Consider the following 23,118-nt stretch of genomic DNA (forward strand, 5'->3'; position numbering starts at 1 on the left):
AAGGGAGAGGATGCTCGCATGGTAGAACGGTCCAGCTTAACAACGAAGCTTTTTCTCCTCGGCACCTATGGGCTGCTAACGGTATTGTCGCTGCTGTGCGTGCTGCCGATGATTCATATTTTGGCGGTTTCGTTCAGCGGCAGTGCGCCGGCGACGGCGGGTCTGGTCAAATTTTGGCCCGTGCAGTTCACGGTCGGCTCGTATGATTACGTGCTTAACAAACCGGAATTTTTCAAAGCGTTTGGCGTCTCTTTGCAGCGCATCGCATTAGGTGTTAGTTTGAACATCCTGCTGGCGATACTGATTGCATACCCGCTTTCTAAGGAAGTAAAGGTCTTTAAGGCACGTACGATTTATACGTGGGTGTTCGTGTTTACGATGCTGTTTCACGGCGGCTTAATCCCTTCGTTTCTGACGGTGAAAGCGACCGGATTGCTTGACACGATCTGGGCATTAGTGCTCCCCGGGGCCGTACCGGTATTTCTTGTCATCCTGCTGCTGAACTTTTTCCGGGGCATTCCCCGCGAGCTGGAGGAGGCTGCCTTTATGGACGGCGCAGGCCATTGGACTACGCTGTGGAGGGTGTACGTCCCGTTGTCGCTGCCGGCGCTTGCCACCATTACGCTGTTTGCTACGGTCAACCATTGGAACGCCTGGTTTGACGGATTTATTTATATGAACAGGCCGGAGCACATGCCGTTGCAAACATACTTGCGTTCCGTAGTCATTGACCGGGATACGGCACTGCTAAATTTGCCCGAGCTTCAGGAGGTGACCGACCGGACCTCGATTGCCGCCCAGGTGTTTCTCGCTGCGCTTCCGATTTTGGCGGTGTATCCGTTTTTGCAGCGATTTTTCATAAAAGGCATGGTACTGGGCAGCGTGAAGGGCTAAAATGGAGGTATTTGGGGGAATCGAGGGAAGCCACCAGTGTTAAAGGGATACGTTCAGCAGATAAGACTGTCTATATTTCCAAAAATCATCGTGATGTTTCTTCTTATTTTGCTGCCGTTATATGCCGCAAGCCTGCTTGTCAATCAGCGGGGGGAAGAGAATGTCCGCAAGGAAATCGCGGGCTCCGTGCAAGCGCGAATCGAGTATTTCAGCCGTTCCGTCGAGCGGGAGATCGAGCGGCTTGCTTTGCTTCAGCAGCAGTATGTCAACGACAGAGATTTGCTTGATTTGAGCGTGTCATCCGCGATTTTGAACGATTTCCAAATCTCGCAGGCAATCAATGCGTTGTACGGTCGACTGCAAATGCTGGAGGCTTCGAGTCCCTATGTAAAAAGCGTAAGCGTCCATTTATCCGCGCTTGGCAAAACGGTCACAACCAAGGGCTTCGTTCTGCCGCTAGAGGAGCATAAATTCGCTTTTTTAAAACTGACACGCTCGCAGTCAAAGGGGCCAATCATCGTTTGGTCCGACCGGTTGTTTGTCCGATCGGTATATCCCGACCGTATTTACAATGAACGCCAAAATCCATTATACGTCCTGGAGCTCGAGCTGTCGGCCGAGACGCTCCAAGAGGAGCTGGCGCGTATACTGGAGCCGAGCGACGGTGCCGCATTGCTGCAGAGCGACAGCTGGACGCTGTCCAGCGAAACGATCCCGCAGCTGGCCGAGCGGCTTGAGCAGGCGGTACGAGATCATTCCGCGGATTGGCCTAAGGCAACGCTGCGGCTTGATGGCAGGGATTATTTGGTGGCCGAAACAAAATCGCCGGTATTGGAAGCGAATCTGGCGATCGCCATTCCGGAGCGTGAGCTGTTCGGTCCTCTACGCGCCTATCGTTTCACCTTTTGGGTGCTGCTGGGGATGTCGGTTGTGGCTGTCGTCATTTTTGCCCTGTGGATATTCCGCTATATTCACCGTCCTCTGCTCCACCTGACTAAAGTATTCCGGCAAATGGAAAACGGAAATCTGGACCTCAAAATCAGTCATAGCAGCAAGGACGAATTCCAGATCGTGTTTGACAAGTTCAATATTATGATTCGCAAGCTGAAGGCAGCCATCGACGAGCTTTACGAACAGAAGCTGCATAACCAACGGGCTGAGCTGAAGCAGCTGCAGTCCCATATACACCCGCATTTTCTGTACAATACGTTCTATATGATTTACCGGATGGCCCAAATGGAGGATGCGGACAGCATACGCAAGGTGGCCCGCCATCTGAGTGATTATTTCCGGTTTATGGCGCGCAATCCCGGGGATGAGGTGCCGCTGCGGCTCGAGGTCGAGCATGCGAGAAGCTATATGGAAATTCAGGCGTTCCGTTTCGGCAATCGGATCACTGCTTCCTTCGCCGACATTCCGGAGAACTGCGGAGACCTGTCCGTACCGAAGTTGATTATACAACCGCTTCTGGAGAACGCCTTCCACCATGGCCTCGAGCACATAAGCCGCGGGGGCCAGCTAGAGGTGACTTTACAGGTACGGGACGGCATTCTCGCCATCGCCGTAAATGACAACGGAGCGGCACCGACGGCTGAGGGGCTTGCGGCTTGGCGGGAGCGTCTGGAGCAATCGGAGCCGGCGGGCGAGGTTACCGGCACGATGAACGTTCACCGCAGGCTGCGCCTAAAATTCGGTCCCCGCAGCGGGATGAGCGTTTCAATCAATCAATGGGGCGGAACTTGCGCAGCCCTGCTGATTCCGCTTGAGGAAGGGAGGCTGAAGCCAAATGATGTACCGGATCTTAATCGTGGATGACGAGCCTTACGTAGCGGATAGCATGGAGGACCTGCTGTCTGCAGCCTACAGCGGCAAGCTGGACGTCTGCAAGGGTTACTCGGCCGATGAGGCGATCTCCATGCTGGCCCGTACCAAGGTGGATATTGTGCTGACCGACGTGCGCATGCCGGGGATGAGCGGACTTGAGCTTCATAAAGAAATCATCAAGCGCTGGCCCGCCTGCAAGGTTATTTTTTTGACCGGCTATGACGATTTCGGATATGTTCAGAGCTCTTTGCGGGTTGGCGGCGTCGTTGACTTCATCCTGAAAATGGAGGAGGACGACAAGGTGCTCGCTGCGGTCGACAAGGCTATTGAAGAGATCGAGGTTAGAATGGACTACAGCAAGGCGTTACAGCAGGCCCGCTACAAGCTCAAGGAGGCCTTCCCGCTGCTGCAGCAGGAATATTGGCTCCAGCTGCTGCGCGATTCTGCAGACAGCGTACCGGTTATCGGCAAGCAATTCGCCGAGCTCGATATTGCATTTCGGGCGGAGGAGCCCGTGCTTGTCGTTGTCGGCAAGGTGGACCGATGGCAGGAAGAGCTGGGCCGGTCCGACAAGTCGCTGCTGCTCTATGCGGCAGCCAATATTGCCGAGGAACTGTTTGGACCCGAGCTGCTATTTGCCCAAGTGAATTGGGACTATAACAGCCTGGTTTATTTTTTACAGCCCGGCGATGGCTGGAAGCAGATGCATGCTGCGCCGTGGAACGCTTTGCATTCGTTTGCATGGGGGATGCTTGAGGCGATCCAATCCTCCTGCAGCCGGTATCTCAAGCTATCGCTGTCGGTTGCAGTCGCCGGCGAGCCTGCTTCATGGTCTGCTGTTGGAGTGAAGGCCGATACGTTAAAGTTCATTCTCAGCAGCGAAGCGGGCAAGGGAGCGGAGATGGCGTTGATTGACGAGAGGGTCCTGTTTGCCTCACGGGCGTCGGAAGCCCAGGCTCCGTATGCGGCAAGGGCACAAGAACAGCAGCTCCGTTACAAGCTGAAGAGTGTCGGTATGCTGGAAGCGCATCTGGAGCGCGGCGAGGAGGAGGCATTCATGAGTCTCTACCAAGAGTTGGCGGAGCTCGTGGAAACGGCCCCGGTATCGCTCCGGCTGGAATATTTTTACTCGATGTCGGTTTTGTTTCTATCCTGCATCAATCGGCGCGATACGGTCCAGCTGCTGCCCGCAGGCATCAGCCTGGATAAGCTTACCGATCTGAAGCTGCATGCATCCTGGAAGGAGGCGGTGCATTATTTCGCCTATGTGGCAGGTCAATTGTTTCTTCTTCAGCAGGGAGAACGCGGGCACAGCCACGATCATTTGATCGGGCGGCTTCATGAGCATATTCGGCACCATTTGCGTGAGGACCTGTCGCTGCCTCGATTGGCCGAGCTTGTGCATTTGCATCCCTTTTACTTATCCAGATTGTATGCGAAGCTTACCGGCGAGAGCCTGTCCGATTTTATTACCCGCGCCCGCATGGATAAGGCCAAGGAGCTGCTCACATACAGCGATATGAAAATTCACGAAATTTCCTCCGCCGTAGGCTATGAATTTGCCCCTTCGTTCAGCCGCATATTTAAGAAGCTGTGGGGGATGACGCCCCAGGAGTTCAGGGATCAAAGCAATCGATAACGAATTGAACCTAAAGGAGTGTAAGTGATGGATAAGCTCGATATGCGTACTATGAAAGCGCAGTGCAGGAGATGGCTGATTTTCCTTTTGGTCTTGATTATGACGGCGGGCGCGCTGCCGGCGCCTCCCGTTCAGGCGGCAGCTTCGGTAAGGCTGCATTTCGACGATGCGGCCGACGTAAGCGAAGCTAACCTTGGAGCGGGAGGCGGGCAGCAGATGAGCTCGATAAGTCTCGATGATACTCTGTTTTATGGAAGCGCTGCCATAGGGCAGAGCGTCAAAATGGCCGACCGGCTCGACAAGGTGTACCGCTTGAAAATATTGGATGCCTTCAGCGGCCTCGATGTAACACCGGGTAAAACATACACGATATCCGCGCGTGTTCGGGTAAACGGCGCGAGTCCGGTGAAGGCGGGCTTGTTCTTTCTTTCGGTCATGGACAGCACCGTTCCACAGCAATATACGAAGGCGGCGGACAGCTTCCTTGCCACGGATCAGGAATGGGCGGAGCTGAAAATGACCTATACGGTCGGAGACAAGCCGATTACAGGGATTACCGTCGAACAGATGTATGCGGGGGCTTACAATCAAGTGGTTGCTGTTGTCAATGTTGACGAGGTTGTTGTAAGCGAATATCAGGAACCCGGCGAGCCTGAGACACCGGTCGTTTCGGCGGCGGTATACAAGGGGACGCCTGTCATTGATGGACAGCCGGATGCTGTATGGGAGAACGCGACCGAGATTCGCACGGATATATTCAGCAGAGGACAGTCGGGGGCTACCGCTGCGGCCAAACTGCTGTGGGACGAAACCGCCGTATACGTGCTGGCGTCCGTATACGATCCGGTCCGAAGCGTCGTGAATCCTTTAGCTCACGAGCAGGATTCAATTGAAATCTTTTTGGATGAGGATAATGCCAAATCAGTAACGCTAGATTCGAACGATTCTCATTACCGGATCAATTATATGAATGCTCGCAGCTTCGGGGGCCAGGCGCTGCAAACGTTTCAGTCCGGCGCATCGGAGACGGAGTATGGCTATCTGGTAGAGGCGGCCATTCCGATCCAATTCGTACAAGCTGAGCCGGGACTAGTCATGGGCTTTGAGCTGCAGGTGAATGATGATCCGGGCACCGGAAGCCGCCAATCAATCGCCAAATGGCACGATCCAACGAACAATTCGTTTAAGGATGCATCCGGCTGGGGGACGATTGTGCTGCTCGACAGCTCCTTGCCGGGAGGCGGGCTAAACATCAATGCTTATATGAACGGCAAGCGGCTGGAGTTTGAAGCAGGTGAGCTATTGAGGCTTGACGGGGTAGTCATGGCTCCGGCGGTGAAGCTGCTGCAAGCGTTCCGTGCTCAGACTCAGTGGGATCCGCAGACTGAGAAGGCAACCGCGGTGAAGGGCAGCGCCGTCCTGGAGCTTTCCTCGGGAAGTTCTCTCGCGCTGCTTGATGGTGAGCCGGTGGAGCTGGAAGCTTCCGCTATGCTTTCCGAGCAAGGTGTTTTGATGGCACCGGTCTCGATGTTAAGCTTGCTTGGCGCGACAGTGGACTGGGATGCGGCTGCGGGGATCGTCAGAATTCGAACGAACGACATTTATGTGGATACAAGCAGAGAGCGTCAGGACATTTGGGGCTTCGGCGGGTCCGCCAATAATCCGGTTCACGATCTGATGAATTTTCCTGATGTGCAGGGCAAGGAAATCATTCTCGAGAAGCTGTTCGGAACGACCGGCAGCAGCGCAGGATTAACCGTCGTACGGCTGGAAGTAAATCCTTTTCAAAAAACGGACCCGATTCCGACAAATGCCTTGCAGGCAACTGCGCTGCCCGCCGAAGGTGTATGGGATTGGGATACGGACGCGCACCAGATTTGGTTTTCCAATGAGGCGATCTCGCGTGGAGAGGATGTGCGGTTTTACGCCGTGCCCTGGAGCGCTCCTGCCTGGATGAAGGACAATCAATCGGAGATTAACGGGGGCCACCTCCTTCCCGAGTATTATGACACGTACGCCGATTATTTGAAAACGTGGGTGGAGCGTTATCGCAACGAACACGGCTTTGATATCAAATGGCTCAGCGTTCAGAATGAACCGAATACGATCGTCAAATACGCCTCGGCGGCATATACGTATGAAGAAATGGATACCGTCGCCGGCAAAGTGGCGGATGCCGTACATGGAGCAGGCTTGCCTGTAATGGTAGGTGCTCCGGAAGGCAATACGAAATTGACTACCTTTGACTATTTGACCCACATGAGCGAGGAGACGAGATCGAAGCTGGACTTCATCCCTACCCATAGCTACGGGGGCCATACAACGAATTTATCAGGCTTCGGCAAGCCGCTCTTTCAGACGGAGGTTTCGTCTACGGCTGCTAACGATCCGTCGATTAAGGACGGAGTCGACAATGCGAAGCAGATTGCGGAGGCGTTGTCTCAGGGATATCACGGCTGGCTGCGCTGGTGGTTCGTTACGCCGACCAATACGAACAGCGGAGAGGCGCTTGTTCAGCTGAGATCGGATGGCACCTACAGCTTTAATAAACGATTGTATACGATGGGGCAGTTCAGTCGCTTCATTCGTCCTGGTGATGTAGTTGTTGAAGCGGAAAGCGGCTTCCGAAGTCTTCATGTTACGGCAGCCAAGGATCCCATTACGGGGAAAGCCGCCGTAGTAGTCATCAACGATTCGATGGCATCGATCGAATCGCCCGTCTATGGATTTAGCGCACCGTCCGTGGACATATACCGCACAAGCGCAAGCGAGGATTTGGTTCAACAGGAGAGCCGAACGCTTGAAAACGGTGCGCTCTCCTATACATTCCCTGCGCAAAGCGTGACGACGTTCGTGGAGCTGGAAGACCCGGATTCCTTAGGCGGCAGCGCGGCATTAAGCGGACCTGCCCAGGCGGCGGCCGGTCAGACTCTTACGCTAACTTATAGTATGCATGATGTAACGAGCAGCGTATATGCACAGTCCGCTATCATCCATTTCGATCCGGCTGTTCTTGAATATATAGGAGCCGAATCCTTGATGAATCAGGTAACAGTCACAGATTCCGTCTATGGGGAAGGCCGCGTGAAGCTGATCGCCTACGGCTTAGGGGCTTCTCTTACGGGAACGAAGGATGTGATCCGGCTGCAATTCAGGGTGTTGCCAATAACCGGAACGATGAACAGCACCATTTATTTATCCGACGTAAGAGTTGCCGACGGGAATGGCGATATTGAGGGTATTGGCGGAGGGGAGCCAAACGAGCTCACGGTTTATGGCCTCGATCTAACCGCGCTGCTTGCGAAGCTTGCCGAGGCGAAGGCGGGATTGGAGGCAGCTGCCTTCAGTGCTACGCTGTGGGGACATTATCCGCAGTCCGCGCTTGAGACGCTTCAAGCAGCGGTTGATGCTGCCGAAGCCGTTGCCGGCGGTGCTGCGAGCCAAGCCGAAGCGAATCAAGCGGCTTTGAGCCTGCATACGGCCATGGAATCCTTCAAAAGATCGGTCAACCGGAACCGTGATATCGGGGATTTGGCGGTGATGGGCCGCCATTATTTGGCAACCGGCGGAGACGGTACTTGGAGGCAGGTGCGCATGTACGACCATAATCAGGATGGGAAACTGGACATGGATGACATATCGGCATTTATTTGGGGAATGATGCACGAGTAATGAACGGTGAGGAAGGCGGTTGTCCGCTATGACTGATAGAAAAGGCATACGAATAGGAAGCCAATTGTTCATCAATAAAGAAGATACGGCCGAACAGATAAGAAACTGGGTGTGTTTGATGGCGGAAAACGGACTGAGTGTGATCCGTCTGTTTATGGTATGGGAGCAGCTGGAGCCAAAGGAGGGCCAGTGGGTATTTGACACCTACGACGCCTGCTTCGATCAGGCGCTGCTTTCAGGGCTGACGGTCGTTCCCACGCTGATGTCCGGCAGCCCGCCGGGGTGGATGAGATTGACCGACAGCATGCAGGAGCTGGCGGAACTGGACGATCCATCATTTAAGAAGGCGGCTGCAAGGTATATCGGGACGGTCGTTCGAAGATACGCCGCACATCCCGCGCTCGACTCGTGGATTTTATGGAACGAGCCGACCCGCTCCGCCGGCAGTGGCAGGTACGGCCGTCAGGCCTATATTCGTTATTTGCAAAATAAATATCGAGATATCGATGGCTACAATGCAATCAGCTATAAGCAATTTGACAGCTTCGAGCAGCTTGAGCTTGAAGGGGGAAGCGAAGGAACGGCTGCCACGATGCCCTTCCGTTCCTTCGCCGAACAGCTAGAGCAAACCAGGTTTGCGGTAGAAAACTTGTCGAAGCATTTACATTTCATACGTGAGCAGATTCGCAAATACGATGCGAGGCATCCCGTGCATGTCAATCCTCATAATTTGCAGCGGGAGCTGCAAAGCATGGGACAGTCGATCTGGAGCGAGGCGGAGCAGGTTGATTTCCTTGGCTGCTCCGCTCATCCGATGTGGCACTCTTTGCGTTTTCCTGAACGGAGATGGGGCCAATCCGTTGCGTTTTTTGCAGATTTGATGAAAAGCGCTACGCTCCACCCTGAAGGACTATTTTGGGTGACGGAGCTGCAGGGCGGAACGACTCTATATTCGGGCAATCACCCCTATACGCCCTCTCGCGAGACGATCAAGCAATGGATTTGGGAAGGAATTGGTTCTGGAGCCAGGGCCGTGGTGTTCTGGTGTTTTAATTCCCGCAGCAGCGGCTATGAAGCCGGGGAATGGGCGCTGCTTAATCGGCTCGGGGAGCCTTCTCAGAGGCTGCTGGCTGCAAAGGAGACTGCAGTGATGCTGCAGCGTCATGACAACTTGTTTGCGAAAGCGGCCCCGGCAGCGCCTCGCGTCCTGATTTTGTATTCAGAGGCCTCGTGTGCTTTAGGCGCTGTTGAAGGGCAAGGCAACAATCGCCTAAACCCAAGGAATACAAATATGTATATGGACGCCCTTGCCGGTGCTTGGCTAATGTGCTCCGATTTGTCCTTGCCGGTCCTGTTTCGCAACGAAAAGCGTTTTGTCGGGGAGCCGATCCCGCAATCGGTTGAGATCGTAATTCTGCCGAACACTATTGTGCTGGGTCGCGCTGAGATAGCAAAGCTTGAAGACTTCGCACGCTTGGGCGGACTCGTCATCGCAGACGGTTTGTGCGGGATGAAGGAGGCGGATGGGCGGCTTAGCGGGGAATCGATTGAGGCGGTGGACGCTTTGTTCGGTGCGTCCGTACTCGAGATCGAGACGGATGACGAGGGGCTGCAAATGACAACGCTGAACGGAGAGATCATCTCCGGATGGTTTTATCGGCTGCCTCTAGGCTTGAGGAGCGAGGCCGCCTTTGTTGCACGGTTTTTGAACGGGGCCCCCTCAGTTGCCCAAAGGAAGCTGGAAAACGGGTCGCTGGTCAGAGTTGGAACGAGCTTGTTTCAAGCTTATTTCGCGAGACCGGTGGAAGGCTTGCTTCGTTTCTTCGAGACGCTAATGAACTCTCACGCATCTTTCCGAGCACGAGGCGTCCGCCTGACGAACGGAGGCGCTGGACTGCGTCTGCAGCGTTTAACTCACCCGGAAGGGGAAGTGGTTTTACTTTTTAACAAAGGGGCCAGAGCCAAAGCTTCCATTATTCCCGGAGCTTCCGGACAGCTTACGAATATGAACACCTCGGAAAGTGTGGACGTAAATGATGGAAATGAAATGATCTTGATCGATGTGCCGGAGAACGGAACGGAGCTCTATTTTTTCAGATGGAGGCGCCTATTGCCGTGACGAACGACGGGCAGCCGGTTTCAGCGCTCGGCCGACTTGCTCATAATTTAAGAGGGAAGGGGCTGTCCAGAAAGTTGGACAGCCTCTTCCCTCTTTGAGCAGGCATGATCAAGAGCGGAGCAGATGCTCTTTGCGGTATGCGGCCGGAGAAACCTGCTCCAGCTTTTTGAATATTTTAATAAAATAGGTAGGGTGGTTAAAGCCGCATTGGAACGCAATATCGGTAACGGACAGCGCGGTTTCCCGCAGCAGGCTTTTGGCATAATGTATTCGTTTGATCGTAATGAACCGATTTAATGGAATTCCGACATGTTTATGAAACAGAGTGCTCAGGTAAGACGAATTCATATGCACAAGGCGGCTGAGGCGCTCAAGCTGAAGCTCGCTTTGAAAGTGGTTGCCGATGTATTGGACCAGAAAAGAGATCTCTTGTGGAAGCTGCTCGGAAGGAGGCTCCGGCGGTTGTGGCTCGCCGTTTTTCATGCTTCGGTGGGCCAGCAGCAGCAGTTCCTTGATCAAGCAGCTTATGATAGATAAGCTGCTTGGCACGCGGTACGCCAACTCTTGATTCAGATGCCTATAGATTCCGCTGATTCGGTCGTGCAGCTCTTGACCGAACTGAATGCGGCTGCAGGAGGAAGTCATCTCCGTCAACGGAAATGGATAATGGTCAGGCCATTCGGCTTCCAAAAACTGTTCCGTACACATCAGGACGCTGCGGCACAGGTTTGTTTCGGGATCGGTTTGCAATACTTTGTGAAGTGTAAAAGGCGGAATGATCATCAAGGTCCCCGGCTGCAGCGTATAAGCCTGGTCGCCGACAAGGTACACCCCCCGGCCGCTTTCGATATAATACATTTCAATTCCGTTATGACTTTGAAAACCCGGATAGGGGGCTACGGAGTCCAGCCTGTGGTAAAGCAGCACAGATATATCCCGGAGCCCTTGCTCCACTGCAAGACTCAATTGTTCCGCTGTATGGAATGAAACCTGCATGGTTGCTTCTCCTTCCTTCAAGCCATTGCCATGATCTATTATACCATGGTTTGCGGAAGGTTCGAACAAGACCATCCCGCAATGGCACGCTTGATCAACCATTCCAGGCACTCAAGCGGCAGATGTGCGAATTTCGGGAGCGCCTTTGCTCATGACCGCTCCCCCATTCTCAGGTCTGATCACAATATTCTTCGAAATTTGACCGATAAGTCATGTTGTACGTCTGCAGCAGCTCGCAATCCGCCGAGATTCGTACCTCATGCATATATTCGCACGGTGTTTTGCAGGTTATTTCTTTATATAATATACGGTTAAATATACGACGGGGAACGTCCAGCTCACGAGCTAGAGCCTTCAACTTGCAGGGGGAACTTGGTTGTGCTAAAATCAATGACATATCATTGATTACACGTCATTGATTACATATCATTGATAAGTGTCGGGAGGTCCTGCTTTGAATCCTATTGAAGAATTGCGTTATTTGATACTAGCTGCCCAACGGGAAGGGAGTCGTACTTTTACGGAGCTTCTAAAGCCGTTGGGGCTGACGACCTCACAGAGTGAGGTGCTGCGGGTTCTCTACGACCATGAACCTTTATCACTTATTGAGGTGGGACAACTGTTGGTCTGTGAAACCGGAAGCCCCAGCCGGTTGGTGGGCCGAATGGTGGAAGCAGGACTTATAGAACAGAGGCAGTCTCCCGTCGATTCCAGAAAGGTCCAGCTTTCCTTAACGGAAAAGGGAAGAGACAGCGCAATAAAAATAAAGGACATCGAAAACCACTTCTATGGCACTCTGACGCCTATACTTGAGGGCCGGCCTGTTAAGGACCTGATAGAACTTCTGTGGATTCAGGTGAAAGGGAAACCCACAGGCAAGGCATTGGCACTTCGGAAAGCTAAACAGGGGGAAAGTAGCAATGCTTGAGTCAATAAGCCGCATGCTTATTAAATGGGGAACCTTAAAGACGGTATTGCCATTGCTGGTCCTGACCATAACCTTGATGGTCGTGGTCAATACCGTTCATTTGCCGATCACGGTGCCTCGAATCCAAGAGGTATCTCAAGGTGTAGATATACTCGATATGCATATTTTCTATTCGAAGACTGAAGTGTATTCGCTGCTTGAGCAACTGCAGCCTGAGGGACGCCGCGTTTACATCAAGCTGTTAATGGGATTCGATTTTGTCTTTCCCGCCTTGTATGCCATTACCTTCTCTCTAATAGTTAGCATGCTATATGGAAGCTCTGGGCGGCGGATAATCCTGACACTGGTTTGGCTGCCTCTTGTGGCTGGGGTTCTCGATTGGTCTGAAAATGTGAGCATCATTATGATCCTTCTCAAGTATCCTGTTACTAGCGTTGCCGCTTATGTGTCGGGATTTTTGACTTTGGGGAAATGGATCTCAATTTGGCTTAGCTTGGGTGTCGTATTTGTGGGATTATGCTATAAGCTAACAAAGGTCGGTATTCAAAAAAACGATATTAGGAATAATGCTACAGCTAAAAAGTAGTCCATGGGCTATGAGCCTCATCACAAGTAATGGCAAGTTTCTTGTGTATGTTCTTGCATCGGTTGGAGATGTGTGAGAAATTATGATCGGGCAAACGTTGCCGAAACGTGTTTGGTTGTAGTATAGTTGGAATTAATTACGTAAAGGGAGGTGAAGGTAGGATGAATCGGGAGTGTGTGAATAATCAAGTAGGCCGGCTGCCCATCGCGATGGCTGGCATCGTTCATGGTTATAAGCAAGACGGGATAAGTCTGTCCATTTTTAACCATACGATTTCACAATTCGCGAAAAGACTCCTACCTTAACCTGAACGGATCGAACTGGAACGGGCGTAGGGAATTTTCCCTACGTCCTTTTTTATATTGGGTTAAAACGGTAGGGTCTCGCATTAGGAGGAACCCACTTGTTAACGATAAATTGTCAAAACGTAAAGAAATACAATGCCGCGCAGCTCGTCTTGGAAAATGTAACCTTTGAGCTTCATCACGGTGAAAAGGCAGGGCTTGTTGGCCGCAACGGGTGCGGCAAGACCACTCTGCTGCGCATGATCGCCAAGCTGGATAAACCTGATGAAGGAATGTTGGCTGTTCGTAAGAATGCGCGTATCGGTTATCTTCAGCAGATACCGGACTTGGAAGCCGGAATTACAGTTCTGGAAGTGCTGTTGATCGGGTTCCGAGAATTGCTCGAGTATCGGGAGCGGATGACAGTTCTGGAAATTGCGATGTCATCGCCAGATCTGATTCCGGAACGTTTAGAGTCATTGCTTATAGAGTATGCGAAGCTGCAAGAGTGCTACGAGCGGGACGGAGGCTATGAGCTCGATGCCCGGGTCGATCAGATTGCAGATGGCTTGCGCATTCCTCGAGAGTGGTATTCCCGGGCATACGATTCGTTGTCCGGAGGGGAGAAAACGAAAGTAGGTCTCGCCTCACAGCTTCTAACGGAGCCTGAACTTTTACTACTTGACGAACCGACGAATCACCTCGATAGGACTGCCGTGGAGTGGCTAGAGGAATTTCTACTGAAATATAGAGGGGCTTGCTTATTTGTTTCCCATGACCGCTACTTTCTTGACAGAGTCGTTACAAAGATCGTGGAAATCGAAGATGGGGAATCGACTGTTTTCCATGCAAACTATACGCAATATGTGAAGGAGAAGGAGGAGCTGCTTCTCCGGCAGTTTGCCGATTACCAGGAACAGCAGAAGAAGATCAAGAAAATGCGGGAGACAATTAAGCAATTGATGGAATGGGGGAGAATCGGCGATAACGGGAAGTTTTTCCGAAGGGCGGCCAGCATGCAGAAAGCGATCGACCGAATGGAGAAACTGAAACGTCCCGCAATGAATCGCAAGGAAGCGGAGTTCGAACTGCGACCATCCGAGCGGTCCGGGAAACAAGTTCTCAGTCTTGATGGCGTGGAGAAGAAATACGGGCCGAAGACCATTCTTGCGGGTGTAACGGGAGAGCTTCACTATGGAGAGAAAGTGGTGTTGATCGGGGACAATGGCTCCGGCAAGTCGACCTTTCTGAAGATTATGCTTGGAGAGATATCCTTGGACGGAGGAGAAGCGCGGCTGGGATCTCGAGTCGACGTCGGTTATCTCGCGCAGCAGCAACTCCCGGACAATCCGGAACAGACCGTATTGGACTATTACCGAGATGGAGTCGGGCTAGAGGAAGGCGAAGCCCGAAACCGGTTGGCTGCGTACCTTTTCTATGGTGCTGACGTGTTCAAGCCTGTTCGTCTGCTCTCGGGCGGAGAATGGACGCGTCTAAGGTTGGCACTGCTAGTGCATAGGAAGCCTAACCTGCTCATTTTGGACGAACCAACGAACCACATGGACATCGCATCGAGGGAGGCGCTTGAGGAAGCATTAGAGGATTTTCCGGGTACAATTCTGATTGTGACCCACGACCGGTATCTCATGAACCGTCTGGCACAGAAAATATGGGAACTGAATGGTGGTCATCTCACGGTTTATCTGGGCGGATTTGATGAATACAGAGCGGAAAGCCAACGCAGGATGTCTGTATCAGTCGAGGAAGAGGTGGAGGATCGGGGGCGTTCGCGGTCAGGGCCGAATCGAACGTCGTCGATCGCAGTCCGAAAAGAGAAGGGTAAACAGCGCGGCAGGAAGCTTGAAGAAGAGATCGAAGTGGCGGAACGACGACTTGCAGAGCTTGAAGCCGCGCTAGGTGAAGTGGGGCAAGACACGGAAGTGTTATTCCGATTGGAGAGGGACTGGACGGAAAGAGAGATTCTTCGGGAGCAACTGGATCACCTGATTGAGCAGTGGATGGAGGAACAGGAGGAATAGCCCGGAAAGATGGCCCCATATAGCTTGCCGTTGCAGACAGCGCGGGGAACCGATCATAAATAATGGAAACATGGCTTCCGCGACAGCGTTCTCATCAGGACAATCTTTCTTGCTTAGCGATCGGCCGATTTTGAACGCCGTTAAGCGATTATCCTCGGAGCAATTCGACTCAGATCCGGTACTGCTTGCGGTATTGGGAGGGACGAAGCTTCATCTTCCACGTAAATACCCGGCTGAAATAAAAGCCGTTGCGGTATCCGCATTGCTCGGCGATTTCGTCGATGCTCAGCTCGGTTTCGATGAGCAGCTTGCGCGCTTTCTGCAGCCTGACCTCGGTCGCGTATTCAATCGGGCTGCTGGCATAAGCGGCTTGAAACCGCCGGGACAGCTGCGAAGGATGGAGCTTAAGTCTGGCGGCCAGCAGCTTCAGCGACAGCTCCGACTCGCATGCATGCTCCTCCAGATAGGCCGCAGCCTGATGCATCAGCGCATCGTCCTGCAGCGACTGCCCCCGGGCTGCCCGCCGCGCTTCGCTGGTGACGAGGAAGAGCAGATCGCCCAGCAAGTGGTTGACGTAGGCATGCGCCTCCTCCGAGCTGTCGCGCTCATACAGGATCATATAGCGGAAGGTGGAGGACAGGCGCTGCAGATCGGTCAAGGTCACCTTGCCGGAGATCGCATCCTCGGCGAGAAATTCGATGAAGTGAAAGGATACCGGCTCCAGCATATGGCGTTTGAATAAAGTGCCGGGGGGGCAGATCACGAGGTCGCCAAATCCCGCTTCCCCGCTAACGGAATTTTCCCCTTCAAGTGTAAAGGCGAATCTGCCGGATTGTGCGGCAATGATCACCCAGCCCTCGTAACGGTCTTCGGGCTTGGAGAACTTGAGGATGGGGCTCGTATAGTAGTATCTCAGGAAACGGGGGCTGCTCATTCCTTCACTCCTTATCGTCAAAAATGTATATAAATAATAGTAAGACAGTGCATGTGAAATGTAAATAATCTAGTTTAATATAGTGATTAAGGAGTTGAACAAAAAAATATAACAATCAAAAAAATGTTGTAAAAGGTGAAGGGAGATCGAAAGCATGAGCAACATTAATATCCTGTCGAGAGCGGAAATCAAGGATTATCATGAGAAGGGATACCTGGTGCTGCGAGGCGTATTTACCGAGCAGGAGGCAAAGCTGTTTCAGGTGGAATGCGACCGGCTGCTCAGTTTTGAAACGTACACGAACCCCTACAATGTGCGGGCGGGGCATAAAAGCTATACGGACGGCTCCATCAAAATTGAAAGGCTGGACCCTGTCCACGATATCTCGCCGGTCTTCAATGCCTTGGTCAAGGATGAGCGGCTGCTTGCACCGCTGCGCGATATTTACTCCGATGAGCCGCTGCTGTTCAAAGACAAGCTGATCTTCAAGCTTCCCGGAGCAAATGGCTACAGCATGCACCAGGACGGGTCCTGGTGGCACGGCTTCAAGATCGAAGGCTTGATCTCCGTAATGGTAGCCATCGACGGAGCCAGCAAGGCGAACGGCGGCCTCGAGCTGTTCCCGGGCTATCACCACCGCCTGCTGTCGCCGGAAGGCGAGCTCCGCAACATGAATGAGGAAGAGATCGCCCAAATCGACAAGTCTACCGGGCAGCTGGTGGAGACGAACCCCGGGGATGTTATCATCTTCCATTCGTTCACGCCGCATCAGAGCGGGCCGAATACGTCCCAACTCAGCCGCAAGCAGCTGTTTCTGACTTATTCGCCTTCGGCGAACGGCGACTTGTACCGGGCCCATCAGCAGCATTACCAGCGGTACGCGCTCGAAAACAAGGATATCAGCCTGTATCATTTCAAGTAAGCAGCAAGCGAGCTGGAGGGCACAGATTTGGCCGATAGCCGGTACTGTGACGGCGTGAACGCGATCAAGGGCGACGGTTTGACGGTGCAGGCATGGGATAGGGGGCCAGAAGCCGTCTTGAGCCGGGGACTTTAAGGGAGCGGTCAGCCTTCGGAAGTTGTTTTGGCGAACATAGGGAGAGACGCCCGATGAGCATCGGGAGCAGAACCGGGGGACGAATCCCCCGGTTTTTCCGCGTCGGGCGGTGAAGCGTACGGGTTGTATTTTTGTGACTTACAGGCCGAGGAATTGTCCTCTACAGTTAAAACAAGTTGACAGCGAAGTCAAGCCTGTGGGGGATATGTGGCCTGCGCACCCGAAGGGGTGCTTGTTGTCATTGGGTTTGAAAGCGTTTTAATAAAGGATGGCCCGGTTAGCCTGCCGAACATACAAAGACAGAGAGGGGGCATGTGCTATGAAAAAAAAACGGTCCTCGTTGCTCATCACGATGGCCATCTGCTCGTTAGTATGCGGGTGCAAGGGGGACGCGCTGCAGAAAGGGGAAGCGGAGGCGGCTGATAGAAGCCGGAGATTGGTCAATCTGAATGCCGCCGGCTTTCCGATCGTGAAGGAGCCGATCCGCCTGACCTTTTTCGCGCATAAGTCCAATTCCAATTCCGGCAATTGGAACGAAGCGCTGGTCTGGAAGGAATATGCGCGCATGACCAATATCGACGTAGACTTTCAGTTGACGAGCATTGACGTGCTGCCGGAGAAGCGCAATCTCGTCCTCGCCAGCGGCGAGCATCCGGACGCCTTTCATACGGCCTTGCTCCCCGCCAGCGATCTGATTACGTACGGCAGTCAGGGGGTGCTGATCCCGCTCAACGACCTGATCGACAAGTATGCGCCGAAACGCCCGTGCGGGAGCTGCAGCAGCTGATGGGCCTGCGGCCTGAAGAGATCGTAACCGCCGGCGACGAGCTGACGGATCTGGATATGATGGAGAGCGGCACGGCCGCGCACGCGATCTGTCCGGGCAACGCGCATGCGGAAGTAAAAGAGCGGGTGCTGCAGCTAGGCGGCTCCATAGGAGGAGGCGTCTGCTCGGACGGCGTGATCGAAGCGTTCGGGCAGCTGGCCAGGCGGCGCGGGTGGGCGTGGGACTAAACAGAGGAGGCTTGTGCGCAGTTGCGCGTGGGCTAAACAGAGGGGGCTTGCTGCGCGGTTGCGCGGCAAGCCTTCTAGCGTCTATCCCCACATCCCGATCAGCATGATGCCGAACGCGATAATGACGGAGCAGACGATTCTCCGCAAGCCCTGCTGTTCCTTCAGCACAAACACGCCCAGCAAGGTGGCGAAGATCGTGCCCGTCTCACGCAGCGGGCTGATATGGGCCATGGGCGCCTGCTGCATCGCAAATAGAAATAATAAATAGGATCCGGGATTCAATATTGCGCCGAGCAGGATTGTACGGCGGTTGGCCTGCCACTCTGCCCGCAGCTGTCCGGAGGAAGCAAGTACAAGCGGAGTCAGGCCGGCGACGAACCCGATGTTGGTCACCTCCAGCAAGGCCAGCGGGGAAATATGCGACAGGTTCAGCTTGTCGACGAACACGTAGCAGGTCGTACACAGCCCTACGCTGAGCGCCATCAGCACGGGTTTCAGCTCCCGCAGGCGGCTGCCGCGCGTCCCGACGCCGCTGAGCGCAACGAAGCCGCCCAGCATGCAGGCGATGCCGAGCCATCCGGCCGCGGACAGCGATTCCCGCAGGAAGGCGACGCCGATGAGCGGGACAAGCAGCGTGCTGGTGCCGCGCATGATCGGATAGATTTGAGACAGGTCGCCCAGCTCGTAGGTTCTGGACAGCAGCCAGGAGTAAAGCGCCTGCAGCGCCGCGGACAGCAGGAGCAGGGCATAGGCTCCGGCGGTCAGCGGAGTTTGCCACATTTCCCGCAAAAAAGCCGGCAGCAGCAGGACGGTCGTTACGACCATGATCATCCAGAGAAATACGCCTTTATTGAGACTTTTCTTGGTGAATAAGCTCCAGACGGCGTGAGCCATCCCCGAAGCGATAACGAGCAGGACGGGAATCAGCATGATGGCAGGTCAACTCCTCGGATTGTCAGGACTGTTTGGCTAACTCCGGATGGTGAACCGGCTGCTCCCGCACTTCAGAACCGTCCGCCAGCCTGAGCCAGGTTGTGAAGCCGCGCTCTCCGGCGGTCAGCCGGATGACGCGCGCGCCCCGCTCGAATCCTTCTTTGCCGTATGTGTGATAGCCGGTGGCGCGGCCATAGCATAGCCGAATGCCGTGCAGCTCGCCCCAATAATCGTTGACATGGTCGTGGCCGCAGAACGTTCCGACCACATCGCCCATTTCCAGCATAGCGGCGAATAGCCCCGAGTTGACCTGCGGGCAGCATACATTCTCCTGCTTGTGACCGTAGCAAATCTCCTTCTCCCACATCTCCCGGTATTCAGGAAGCGGAATATGGAAGAAGGCCAGCGCCGGCAGCTTGACTGACAGTTGAGTCGGATTGAGCCGATGGGATTCTGCGGTTAGCCAGTCGATCTGATCGCGGCGAATCCAATCATAGCCCCCGACATGAGGCAGCGGAGAGCGGTTGCCGGAGTCGAGGAAGTATAGCGCGGCGGCAGGCCTCCCTTCGCCGTCCAGCAGCTCAAGCGTATAGTTGCCGACTCCGCTCACTTGCTCCGGACCGCGTCTGGTGACAGTGTGCCGGTGCTCCAGCACGACCTTCATCAGCTCCTCGCGCGTCATCTCTCCTTCCGATTCATGATTGCCGAACACGGCCGCCCACGGAATGTCGCGTTCCTCGACCGCAGCGACGGCATCGCGGAACGCCTGGGCCGGGTCCGGGCATTCCGCTTCCCCAGGGGCAATATGGCCGGTGTAAATAATATCGCCGGTGAATACCACAAGATCGGGCTGCTCGGCTTCAAGCACTTGTTCCATCAGCCGACGTGAGAGTTGATCGGGCTCGCTGCCGTTTTTCCAATGGATATCCGTGAATTGCACGATCGTAAAGGTGCCATTTTGGCGGAAGGGTAAAGAATGACTCATACAAACTCCTCCTAAGGAAGTAAGGCGTATTGGAATTATGTTGATTTGTGTTTGATTTTTGTTGTTTCTTAGCGATTGTATCGCCGAAGTCCTTGCCTGTCAATCCATTTCTGCGAATGGCAAAAACCGCCGCTCCGGCCATAATCGTCGATGTCGGAAGTTTACCGGGGGCAGCAGATTGACAGCTGTGAGGCCTGACTATACACTTGACAACAAAACGACATGCCTCAGTATTTATAAAAGTTTGGAACTATGAGGGACTGAGAGGATTTCAGGAAATGTGGGGAGGAGAAGCTTGATGTCGATCACCTTTGAGGATCGCCGGCAGACAATACTGGGTCATCTGGAGCTGGAAGGAAAGGTACAGGTCCATGCGTTGGCCGTGGAGTTGGGCGTCTCTACGGAAACGGTGCGCCGCGATCTCGACCGGCTGGAGAAGGAGGGGCGCCTGCGCAAGGTGTATGGCGGGGCAGTCAAGACGCGCTCCGAGCGGATCGAGCCGCCGTTTATGAAGCGGACGCAGATGCGCCGGGAGGAGAAAGCGGCGATCGGCCGCCTGGCCGCCTCGCTCATCCAGGATGGGGAGACAGTCATGCTGGACAATGGCACGACGACGATCGAAATTTTGCGTCATCTGCAGGACAGGCCGTTCGTGACCGTCATTACGCATTCGGTGCCCTTGCTGGCGCTGGCGATGGAAAGCTTCCCCGGCAAGCTGATCTTTGCAGGCGGTGAGATTCATGCTGCCTACCAGGCGGCAGTAGGCGCTCTCACCGATCAGCTGCTGGACCAATTCAAGGTGAACAAGGCGTTTATCTCGGCCGGCGGCGTGTCTCTCGCCGATGGCATCACCGATTACCATCTGGACGAGGCGGCGCTTTCCCGCAGGATGATGCAGCGGGCGGAGGAGTCGATCCTGGTGGCCGATCACTCCAAGCTAGGTATAACCGCTTTCGCCAAGATCGCCCGGCTGGAGGATATCTCGATGCTGATCACCGATCCGGGCTGCCCGCCCGAATGGGCGGAAGCGCTCGATCGGCTCGGCGTAGAGATGCGACTGAGCGAACGGGCTTAGCCGAAGCAGGCGAAAGCCGAAGAAACAGCCGGAAGCGGTAGGAGCGGTAGGAAGCGACAGGAGGCGGCAGGAAGCGGGAAGAAGTAGTAGGCGGCAATGGGCGGCAGGAAGCGGCAGAAGCGGGAAGCTTCCGCCGCCCGCTCCGTTTTCTTGTTTTATTTGCCTTCAGCGAATGACGCAACGAGAACGATGAAGGCGATGATTGCAAGCAGTATGATCCAGCCAAGCGGACGGGCGAAGTTGATTGTCCAGCCGATGCCGACCCGTTTCGGAACGAACAGCGCCGTATCATTCGGGTTGTAGTAGACCATCCCCCCTCCGCGCCAATACCGGTCGTCCTGAATCGTCGGATCGCCTTGCTGATCCAGATTGTTCCGGACGAGATAGGATACAAAGGCAAGGACAGCGGCGAACAGTAGTACCGGAAGCACGACGGCCATGCGAAGCACGACGTTAGCCGGCCATCCGTAGATCATGGAGCCTTGAATGACGCCCATGAACAACACGATGATCAAGGAGAGTCCCCAGAGAAAGAACGAGGAGACGCGGCGGAATTTCACCTGTCTGTTCATGGACTGCTCCGGATGCTGGGGGTCCAGACTTTGTCTCGTCAGCCGTATGACCGTATTCATAACGCCGAACAATACAATCATCCCGAGCTGGACAAAGTTCGGCATAAACACAGAGCCTACGGACTTCGGAGAAAATCCGTCCGGAGTGCCGTCCAGCCCATAATGGGTAACGAGCGTCTGAGGAATCCTGTCCCATACGGAGATGGCGAAAATCACGCAAAGTGCGGCGATAAGCAGATGAACCAAATACCAGCTGTTGCCGATCGTAGCGGCCTGTCTGGGGAAGCTGAGGCTGGCGACCCGCTTGCCCGAGGCGGGAGCCTGCCAGCGCTGCTCCTCCTTAAGCTTCAGGGCGGCTTGGCGGCAATAAATCCACAGCACTCCGATCAGAACAAACTGGAGCAGCAAGCAGAAGAGCACCATGGCTTCCATATTCCCTCCGAATACCGCCGTCCTTGCAAGGCCTGCCGCTAAGGCAGCCGCAACGGAAGCCGCCGGGGCCATAATTAAAAATTTTCTTCTCAGGGCGCGCACAGCTTCCTGATCCCGCGCTTCCGCCGGGACAAATACGCCGAACAGCACCGTGCGCGAACCGATATAAGGCTGCAGACTTAGCATAAGGATGACAACCAGATCCGTCAAAGCCACTCCAAACAAACTCCAATTCATTATGAATCCTCCTTTCCAGAATTCCCTTGCAACTGTCTGAACACATCCAGACACGAGCGGACAAATGTTTCCTCCTGCATGCCCCGGACAACCCCTTCTGCCGCGAGAGCCTTCAGCTGACGCTCCAGTTTCGCTTCAAATTCAGCCGTCACGCCCGGCATGCCGCCGCTCTGGACGACAACTCCCTGCTTCCGATGTATCTGCAGAAAGCCTTCCTGCTTCATGATTTGATAAGCTTTGTTCACGGTGTGCAAATTAATACCGAGATCGGCCGCTAAGCTTCTGACCGAGGGCAAAGGATCGCCGGGCTTAAGCTGCCCCCTGGCGATGCCTTCGATAATCTGCTCGACCAGCTGCGTGTAGATTGGCACTTCCGACTGCAAGTCAAGTTCCACAAACATGGTTTATCTCCTCAACTATTTGTTATATTTAATATATAACAGATATAATGTGTATAGTCAACTCAAACTATTCGTTTACCGGTTAGTTTCTACCGCCCGGCAGGCGTTAGTCCGAGTTTCCGCCCTGCGTTGGCTGTGCCGCGACTTAGGAGTTCTCGTTGAATGACGATGGCGCAGGGGAGTTGTGCGAAAACAAACATGTCTTTCAAGGCACAACTCCAGCATGAAAATGAGCAGCGTGCGTTTATCGCAGGTTATGCCATCCCATACTTTTAATACCATGGTGAACACTACGCTACGGTTAATGGTGGTTTACCCCTGTGCGAAAACTGTAAGGATCGAACTCTGTGTACAACTCCTTGCTAGCTCCGAATGCCCGTTTGGAGAACTGCGAACAGAAAAATGGTTAAGCTCGAGTTCATCCTCACCATGGAATTTAGGTTGGAGATGGTGACATGGAAGTATTGTATTCGCGGTGCGCCGGAATGGACGTCCAT

The 23,118-nt window shown here is 54.0% G+C and carries 18 protein-coding genes; 12 read left to right on the forward strand and 6 right to left on the reverse strand.

Annotation, left to right across the window (positions count from 1 at the left end):
* Positions 1 to 18 precede the first annotated feature (18 nt).
* Genes BLR08_RS25255 through BLR08_RS25275 form a run of 5 tightly spaced genes read left to right on the forward strand, consistent with a single transcriptional unit; the run spans position 19 to position 10,148 of the window.
* On the forward strand, positions 19 to 894 hold the full coding sequence (locus BLR08_RS25255) for a carbohydrate ABC transporter permease (protein ID WP_072336650.1): 876 nt from the start codon (positions 19 to 21) through the stop codon (positions 892 to 894).
* A gap of 36 nt (positions 895 to 930) precedes the next feature.
* Entirely contained in the window at positions 931 to 2,709 is a 1,779-nt protein-coding gene (locus BLR08_RS25260; RefSeq protein ID WP_072336653.1) for a sensor histidine kinase, read from the forward strand.
* Positions 2,681 to 4,357, forward strand: a complete 1,677-nt coding sequence (locus BLR08_RS25265) for a response regulator transcription factor (protein WP_072336656.1) — start codon at positions 2,681 to 2,683, stop codon at positions 4,355 to 4,357. Before BLR08_RS25260 ends, BLR08_RS25265 begins: the two co-directional genes overlap by 29 nt.
* A gap of 27 nt (positions 4,358 to 4,384) precedes the next feature.
* Positions 4,385 to 8,029: a sugar-binding protein gene (locus BLR08_RS25270; protein WP_072336659.1), complete on the forward strand. Its 3,645-nt coding sequence runs from the start codon at positions 4,385 to 4,387 to the stop codon at positions 8,027 to 8,029.
* 28 nt (positions 8,030 to 8,057) lie between these two features.
* On the forward strand, positions 8,058 to 10,148 hold the full coding sequence (locus BLR08_RS25275) for a beta-galactosidase (RefSeq protein ID WP_083537490.1): 2,091 nt from the start codon (positions 8,058 to 8,060) through the stop codon (positions 10,146 to 10,148).
* Between the two features lie 108 nt (positions 10,149 to 10,256).
* Here BLR08_RS25275 and BLR08_RS25280 read toward each other — a convergent pair whose 3' ends face one another.
* Positions 10,257 to 11,144 carry an AraC family transcriptional regulator gene (locus tag BLR08_RS25280; RefSeq protein ID WP_072336665.1) on the reverse strand — a complete coding sequence of 296 codons (888 nt, stop codon included), beginning with the start codon at positions 11,142 to 11,144 and terminating at the stop codon, positions 10,257 to 10,259.
* 454 nt (positions 11,145 to 11,598) lie between these two features.
* Between BLR08_RS25280 and BLR08_RS25285 the strand changes: the two genes are divergently transcribed.
* From BLR08_RS25285 to abc-f, 3 genes are all read left to right on the forward strand, one after another.
* Positions 11,599 to 12,072 carry a MarR family winged helix-turn-helix transcriptional regulator gene (locus BLR08_RS25285; RefSeq protein WP_072336668.1) on the forward strand — a complete coding sequence of 158 codons (474 nt, stop codon included), beginning with the start codon at positions 11,599 to 11,601 and terminating at the stop codon, positions 12,070 to 12,072.
* Entirely contained in the window at positions 12,065 to 12,658 is a 594-nt protein-coding gene (locus BLR08_RS25290) for a hypothetical protein (RefSeq protein WP_072336671.1), read from the forward strand. The genes BLR08_RS25285 and BLR08_RS25290 overlap by 8 nt, the downstream gene beginning before the upstream one ends.
* 403 nt (positions 12,659 to 13,061) lie before the next feature.
* The gene (abc-f, locus tag BLR08_RS25295; RefSeq protein ID WP_072336674.1) at positions 13,062 to 14,981 is read left to right on the forward strand and encodes a ribosomal protection-like ABC-F family protein; all 1,920 of its coding nucleotides are present in this window, start codon (positions 13,062 to 13,064) and stop codon (positions 14,979 to 14,981) included.
* A 169-nt stretch (positions 14,982 to 15,150) separates the two neighbouring features.
* On the opposite strand, the gene BLR08_RS25300 is transcribed toward abc-f, so the two are convergent.
* Positions 15,151 to 15,915, reverse strand: coding sequence for a helix-turn-helix transcriptional regulator (locus BLR08_RS25300; RefSeq protein ID WP_072336677.1), 765 nt, complete (start codon positions 15,913 to 15,915; stop codon positions 15,151 to 15,153).
* A 154-nt stretch (positions 15,916 to 16,069) separates the two neighbouring features.
* Between BLR08_RS25300 and BLR08_RS25305 the strand changes: the two genes are divergently transcribed.
* From BLR08_RS25305 to BLR08_RS25315, 3 genes are all read left to right on the forward strand, one after another.
* On the forward strand, positions 16,070 to 16,837 hold the full coding sequence (locus tag BLR08_RS25305; RefSeq protein ID WP_072336680.1) for a phytanoyl-CoA dioxygenase family protein: 768 nt from the start codon (positions 16,070 to 16,072) through the stop codon (positions 16,835 to 16,837).
* A gap of 454 nt (positions 16,838 to 17,291) precedes the next feature.
* Positions 17,292 to 17,759 carry a hypothetical protein gene (locus tag BLR08_RS25310; protein WP_072336683.1) on the forward strand — a complete coding sequence of 156 codons (468 nt, stop codon included), beginning with the start codon at positions 17,292 to 17,294 and terminating at the stop codon, positions 17,757 to 17,759.
* The gene (locus tag BLR08_RS25315; RefSeq protein WP_072336686.1) at positions 17,759 to 17,986 is read left to right on the forward strand and encodes an HAD family hydrolase; all 228 of its coding nucleotides are present in this window, start codon (positions 17,759 to 17,761) and stop codon (positions 17,984 to 17,986) included. Before BLR08_RS25310 ends, BLR08_RS25315 begins: the two co-directional genes overlap by 1 nt.
* A gap of 81 nt (positions 17,987 to 18,067) precedes the next feature.
* On the opposite strand, the gene BLR08_RS25320 is transcribed toward BLR08_RS25315, so the two are convergent.
* On the reverse strand, positions 18,068 to 18,916 hold the full coding sequence (locus tag BLR08_RS25320) for an EamA family transporter (protein ID WP_256257771.1): 849 nt from the start codon (positions 18,914 to 18,916) through the stop codon (positions 18,068 to 18,070).
* A 25-nt stretch (positions 18,917 to 18,941) separates the two neighbouring features.
* A complete protein-coding gene (locus BLR08_RS25325) occupies positions 18,942 to 19,904 on the reverse strand; it encodes a metallophosphoesterase family protein (protein WP_072336692.1) in 963 nt (320 codons plus the stop codon).
* Positions 19,905 to 20,202: 298 nt separating this feature from the next.
* Between BLR08_RS25325 and BLR08_RS25330 the strand changes: the two genes are divergently transcribed.
* A complete protein-coding gene (locus BLR08_RS25330) occupies positions 20,203 to 20,979 on the forward strand; it encodes a DeoR/GlpR family DNA-binding transcription regulator (RefSeq protein WP_072336695.1) in 777 nt (258 codons plus the stop codon).
* Between the two features lie 155 nt (positions 20,980 to 21,134).
* Here the strand turns inward: BLR08_RS25330 and BLR08_RS25335 are convergent, their stop codons facing one another.
* Together BLR08_RS25335 and BLR08_RS25340 are read right to left on the reverse strand one after the other, a co-directional pair.
* On the reverse strand, positions 21,135 to 22,220 hold the full coding sequence (locus tag BLR08_RS25335) for a DUF1648 domain-containing protein (RefSeq protein WP_072336698.1): 1,086 nt from the start codon (positions 22,218 to 22,220) through the stop codon (positions 21,135 to 21,137).
* The gene (locus tag BLR08_RS25340; RefSeq protein ID WP_072336701.1) at positions 22,220 to 22,621 is read right to left on the reverse strand and encodes a GntR family transcriptional regulator; all 402 of its coding nucleotides are present in this window, start codon (positions 22,619 to 22,621) and stop codon (positions 22,220 to 22,222) included. The genes BLR08_RS25335 and BLR08_RS25340 overlap by 1 nt, the downstream gene beginning before the upstream one ends.
* Positions 22,622 to 23,118 lie beyond the last annotated feature (497 nt).

The sequence above is a fragment of the Paenibacillus sp. cl123 genome (assembly GCF_900101595.1).
Classification (GTDB): domain Bacteria; phylum Bacillota; class Bacilli; order Paenibacillales; family NBRC-103111; genus Paenibacillus_G.

Coding starts and splice junctions, on each gene's coding strand:
- BLR08_RS25340 (WP_072336701.1), bottom strand. CDS start 22,621: ATGTTTGTGGAACTTGACTTGCAGTCGGAAGTGCCAATCTACACGCAG.
- BLR08_RS25325 (WP_072336692.1), bottom strand. CDS start 19,904: ATGAGTCATTCTTTACCCTTCCGCCAAAATGGCACCTTTACGATCGTG.
- BLR08_RS25330 (WP_072336695.1), top strand. CDS start 20,203: ATGTCGATCACCTTTGAGGATCGCCGGCAGACAATACTGGGTCATCTG.
- BLR08_RS25335 (WP_072336698.1), bottom strand. CDS start 22,220: ATGAATTGGAGTTTGTTTGGAGTGGCTTTGACGGATCTGGTTGTCATC.
- BLR08_RS25270 (WP_072336659.1), top strand. CDS start 4,385: ATGGATAAGCTCGATATGCGTACTATGAAAGCGCAGTGCAGGAGATGG.
- BLR08_RS25255 (WP_072336650.1), top strand. CDS start 19: ATGGTAGAACGGTCCAGCTTAACAACGAAGCTTTTTCTCCTCGGCACC.
- BLR08_RS25305 (WP_072336680.1), top strand. CDS start 16,070: ATGAGCAACATTAATATCCTGTCGAGAGCGGAAATCAAGGATTATCAT.
- BLR08_RS25290 (WP_072336671.1), top strand. CDS start 12,065: ATGCTTGAGTCAATAAGCCGCATGCTTATTAAATGGGGAACCTTAAAG.
- BLR08_RS25280 (WP_072336665.1), bottom strand. CDS start 11,144: ATGCAGGTTTCATTCCATACAGCGGAACAATTGAGTCTTGCAGTGGAG.
- BLR08_RS25310 (WP_072336683.1), top strand. CDS start 17,292: ATGAAAAAAAAACGGTCCTCGTTGCTCATCACGATGGCCATCTGCTCG.
- BLR08_RS25275 (WP_083537490.1), top strand. CDS start 8,058: ATGACTGATAGAAAAGGCATACGAATAGGAAGCCAATTGTTCATCAAT.
- BLR08_RS25265 (WP_072336656.1), top strand. CDS start 2,681: ATGATGTACCGGATCTTAATCGTGGATGACGAGCCTTACGTAGCGGAT.
- BLR08_RS25320 (WP_256257771.1), bottom strand. CDS start 18,916: ATGCTGATTCCCGTCCTGCTCGTTATCGCTTCGGGGATGGCTCACGCC.
- BLR08_RS25315 (WP_072336686.1), top strand. CDS start 17,759: ATGGGCCTGCGGCCTGAAGAGATCGTAACCGCCGGCGACGAGCTGACG.
- BLR08_RS25300 (WP_072336677.1), bottom strand. CDS start 15,915: ATGAGCAGCCCCCGTTTCCTGAGATACTACTATACGAGCCCCATCCTC.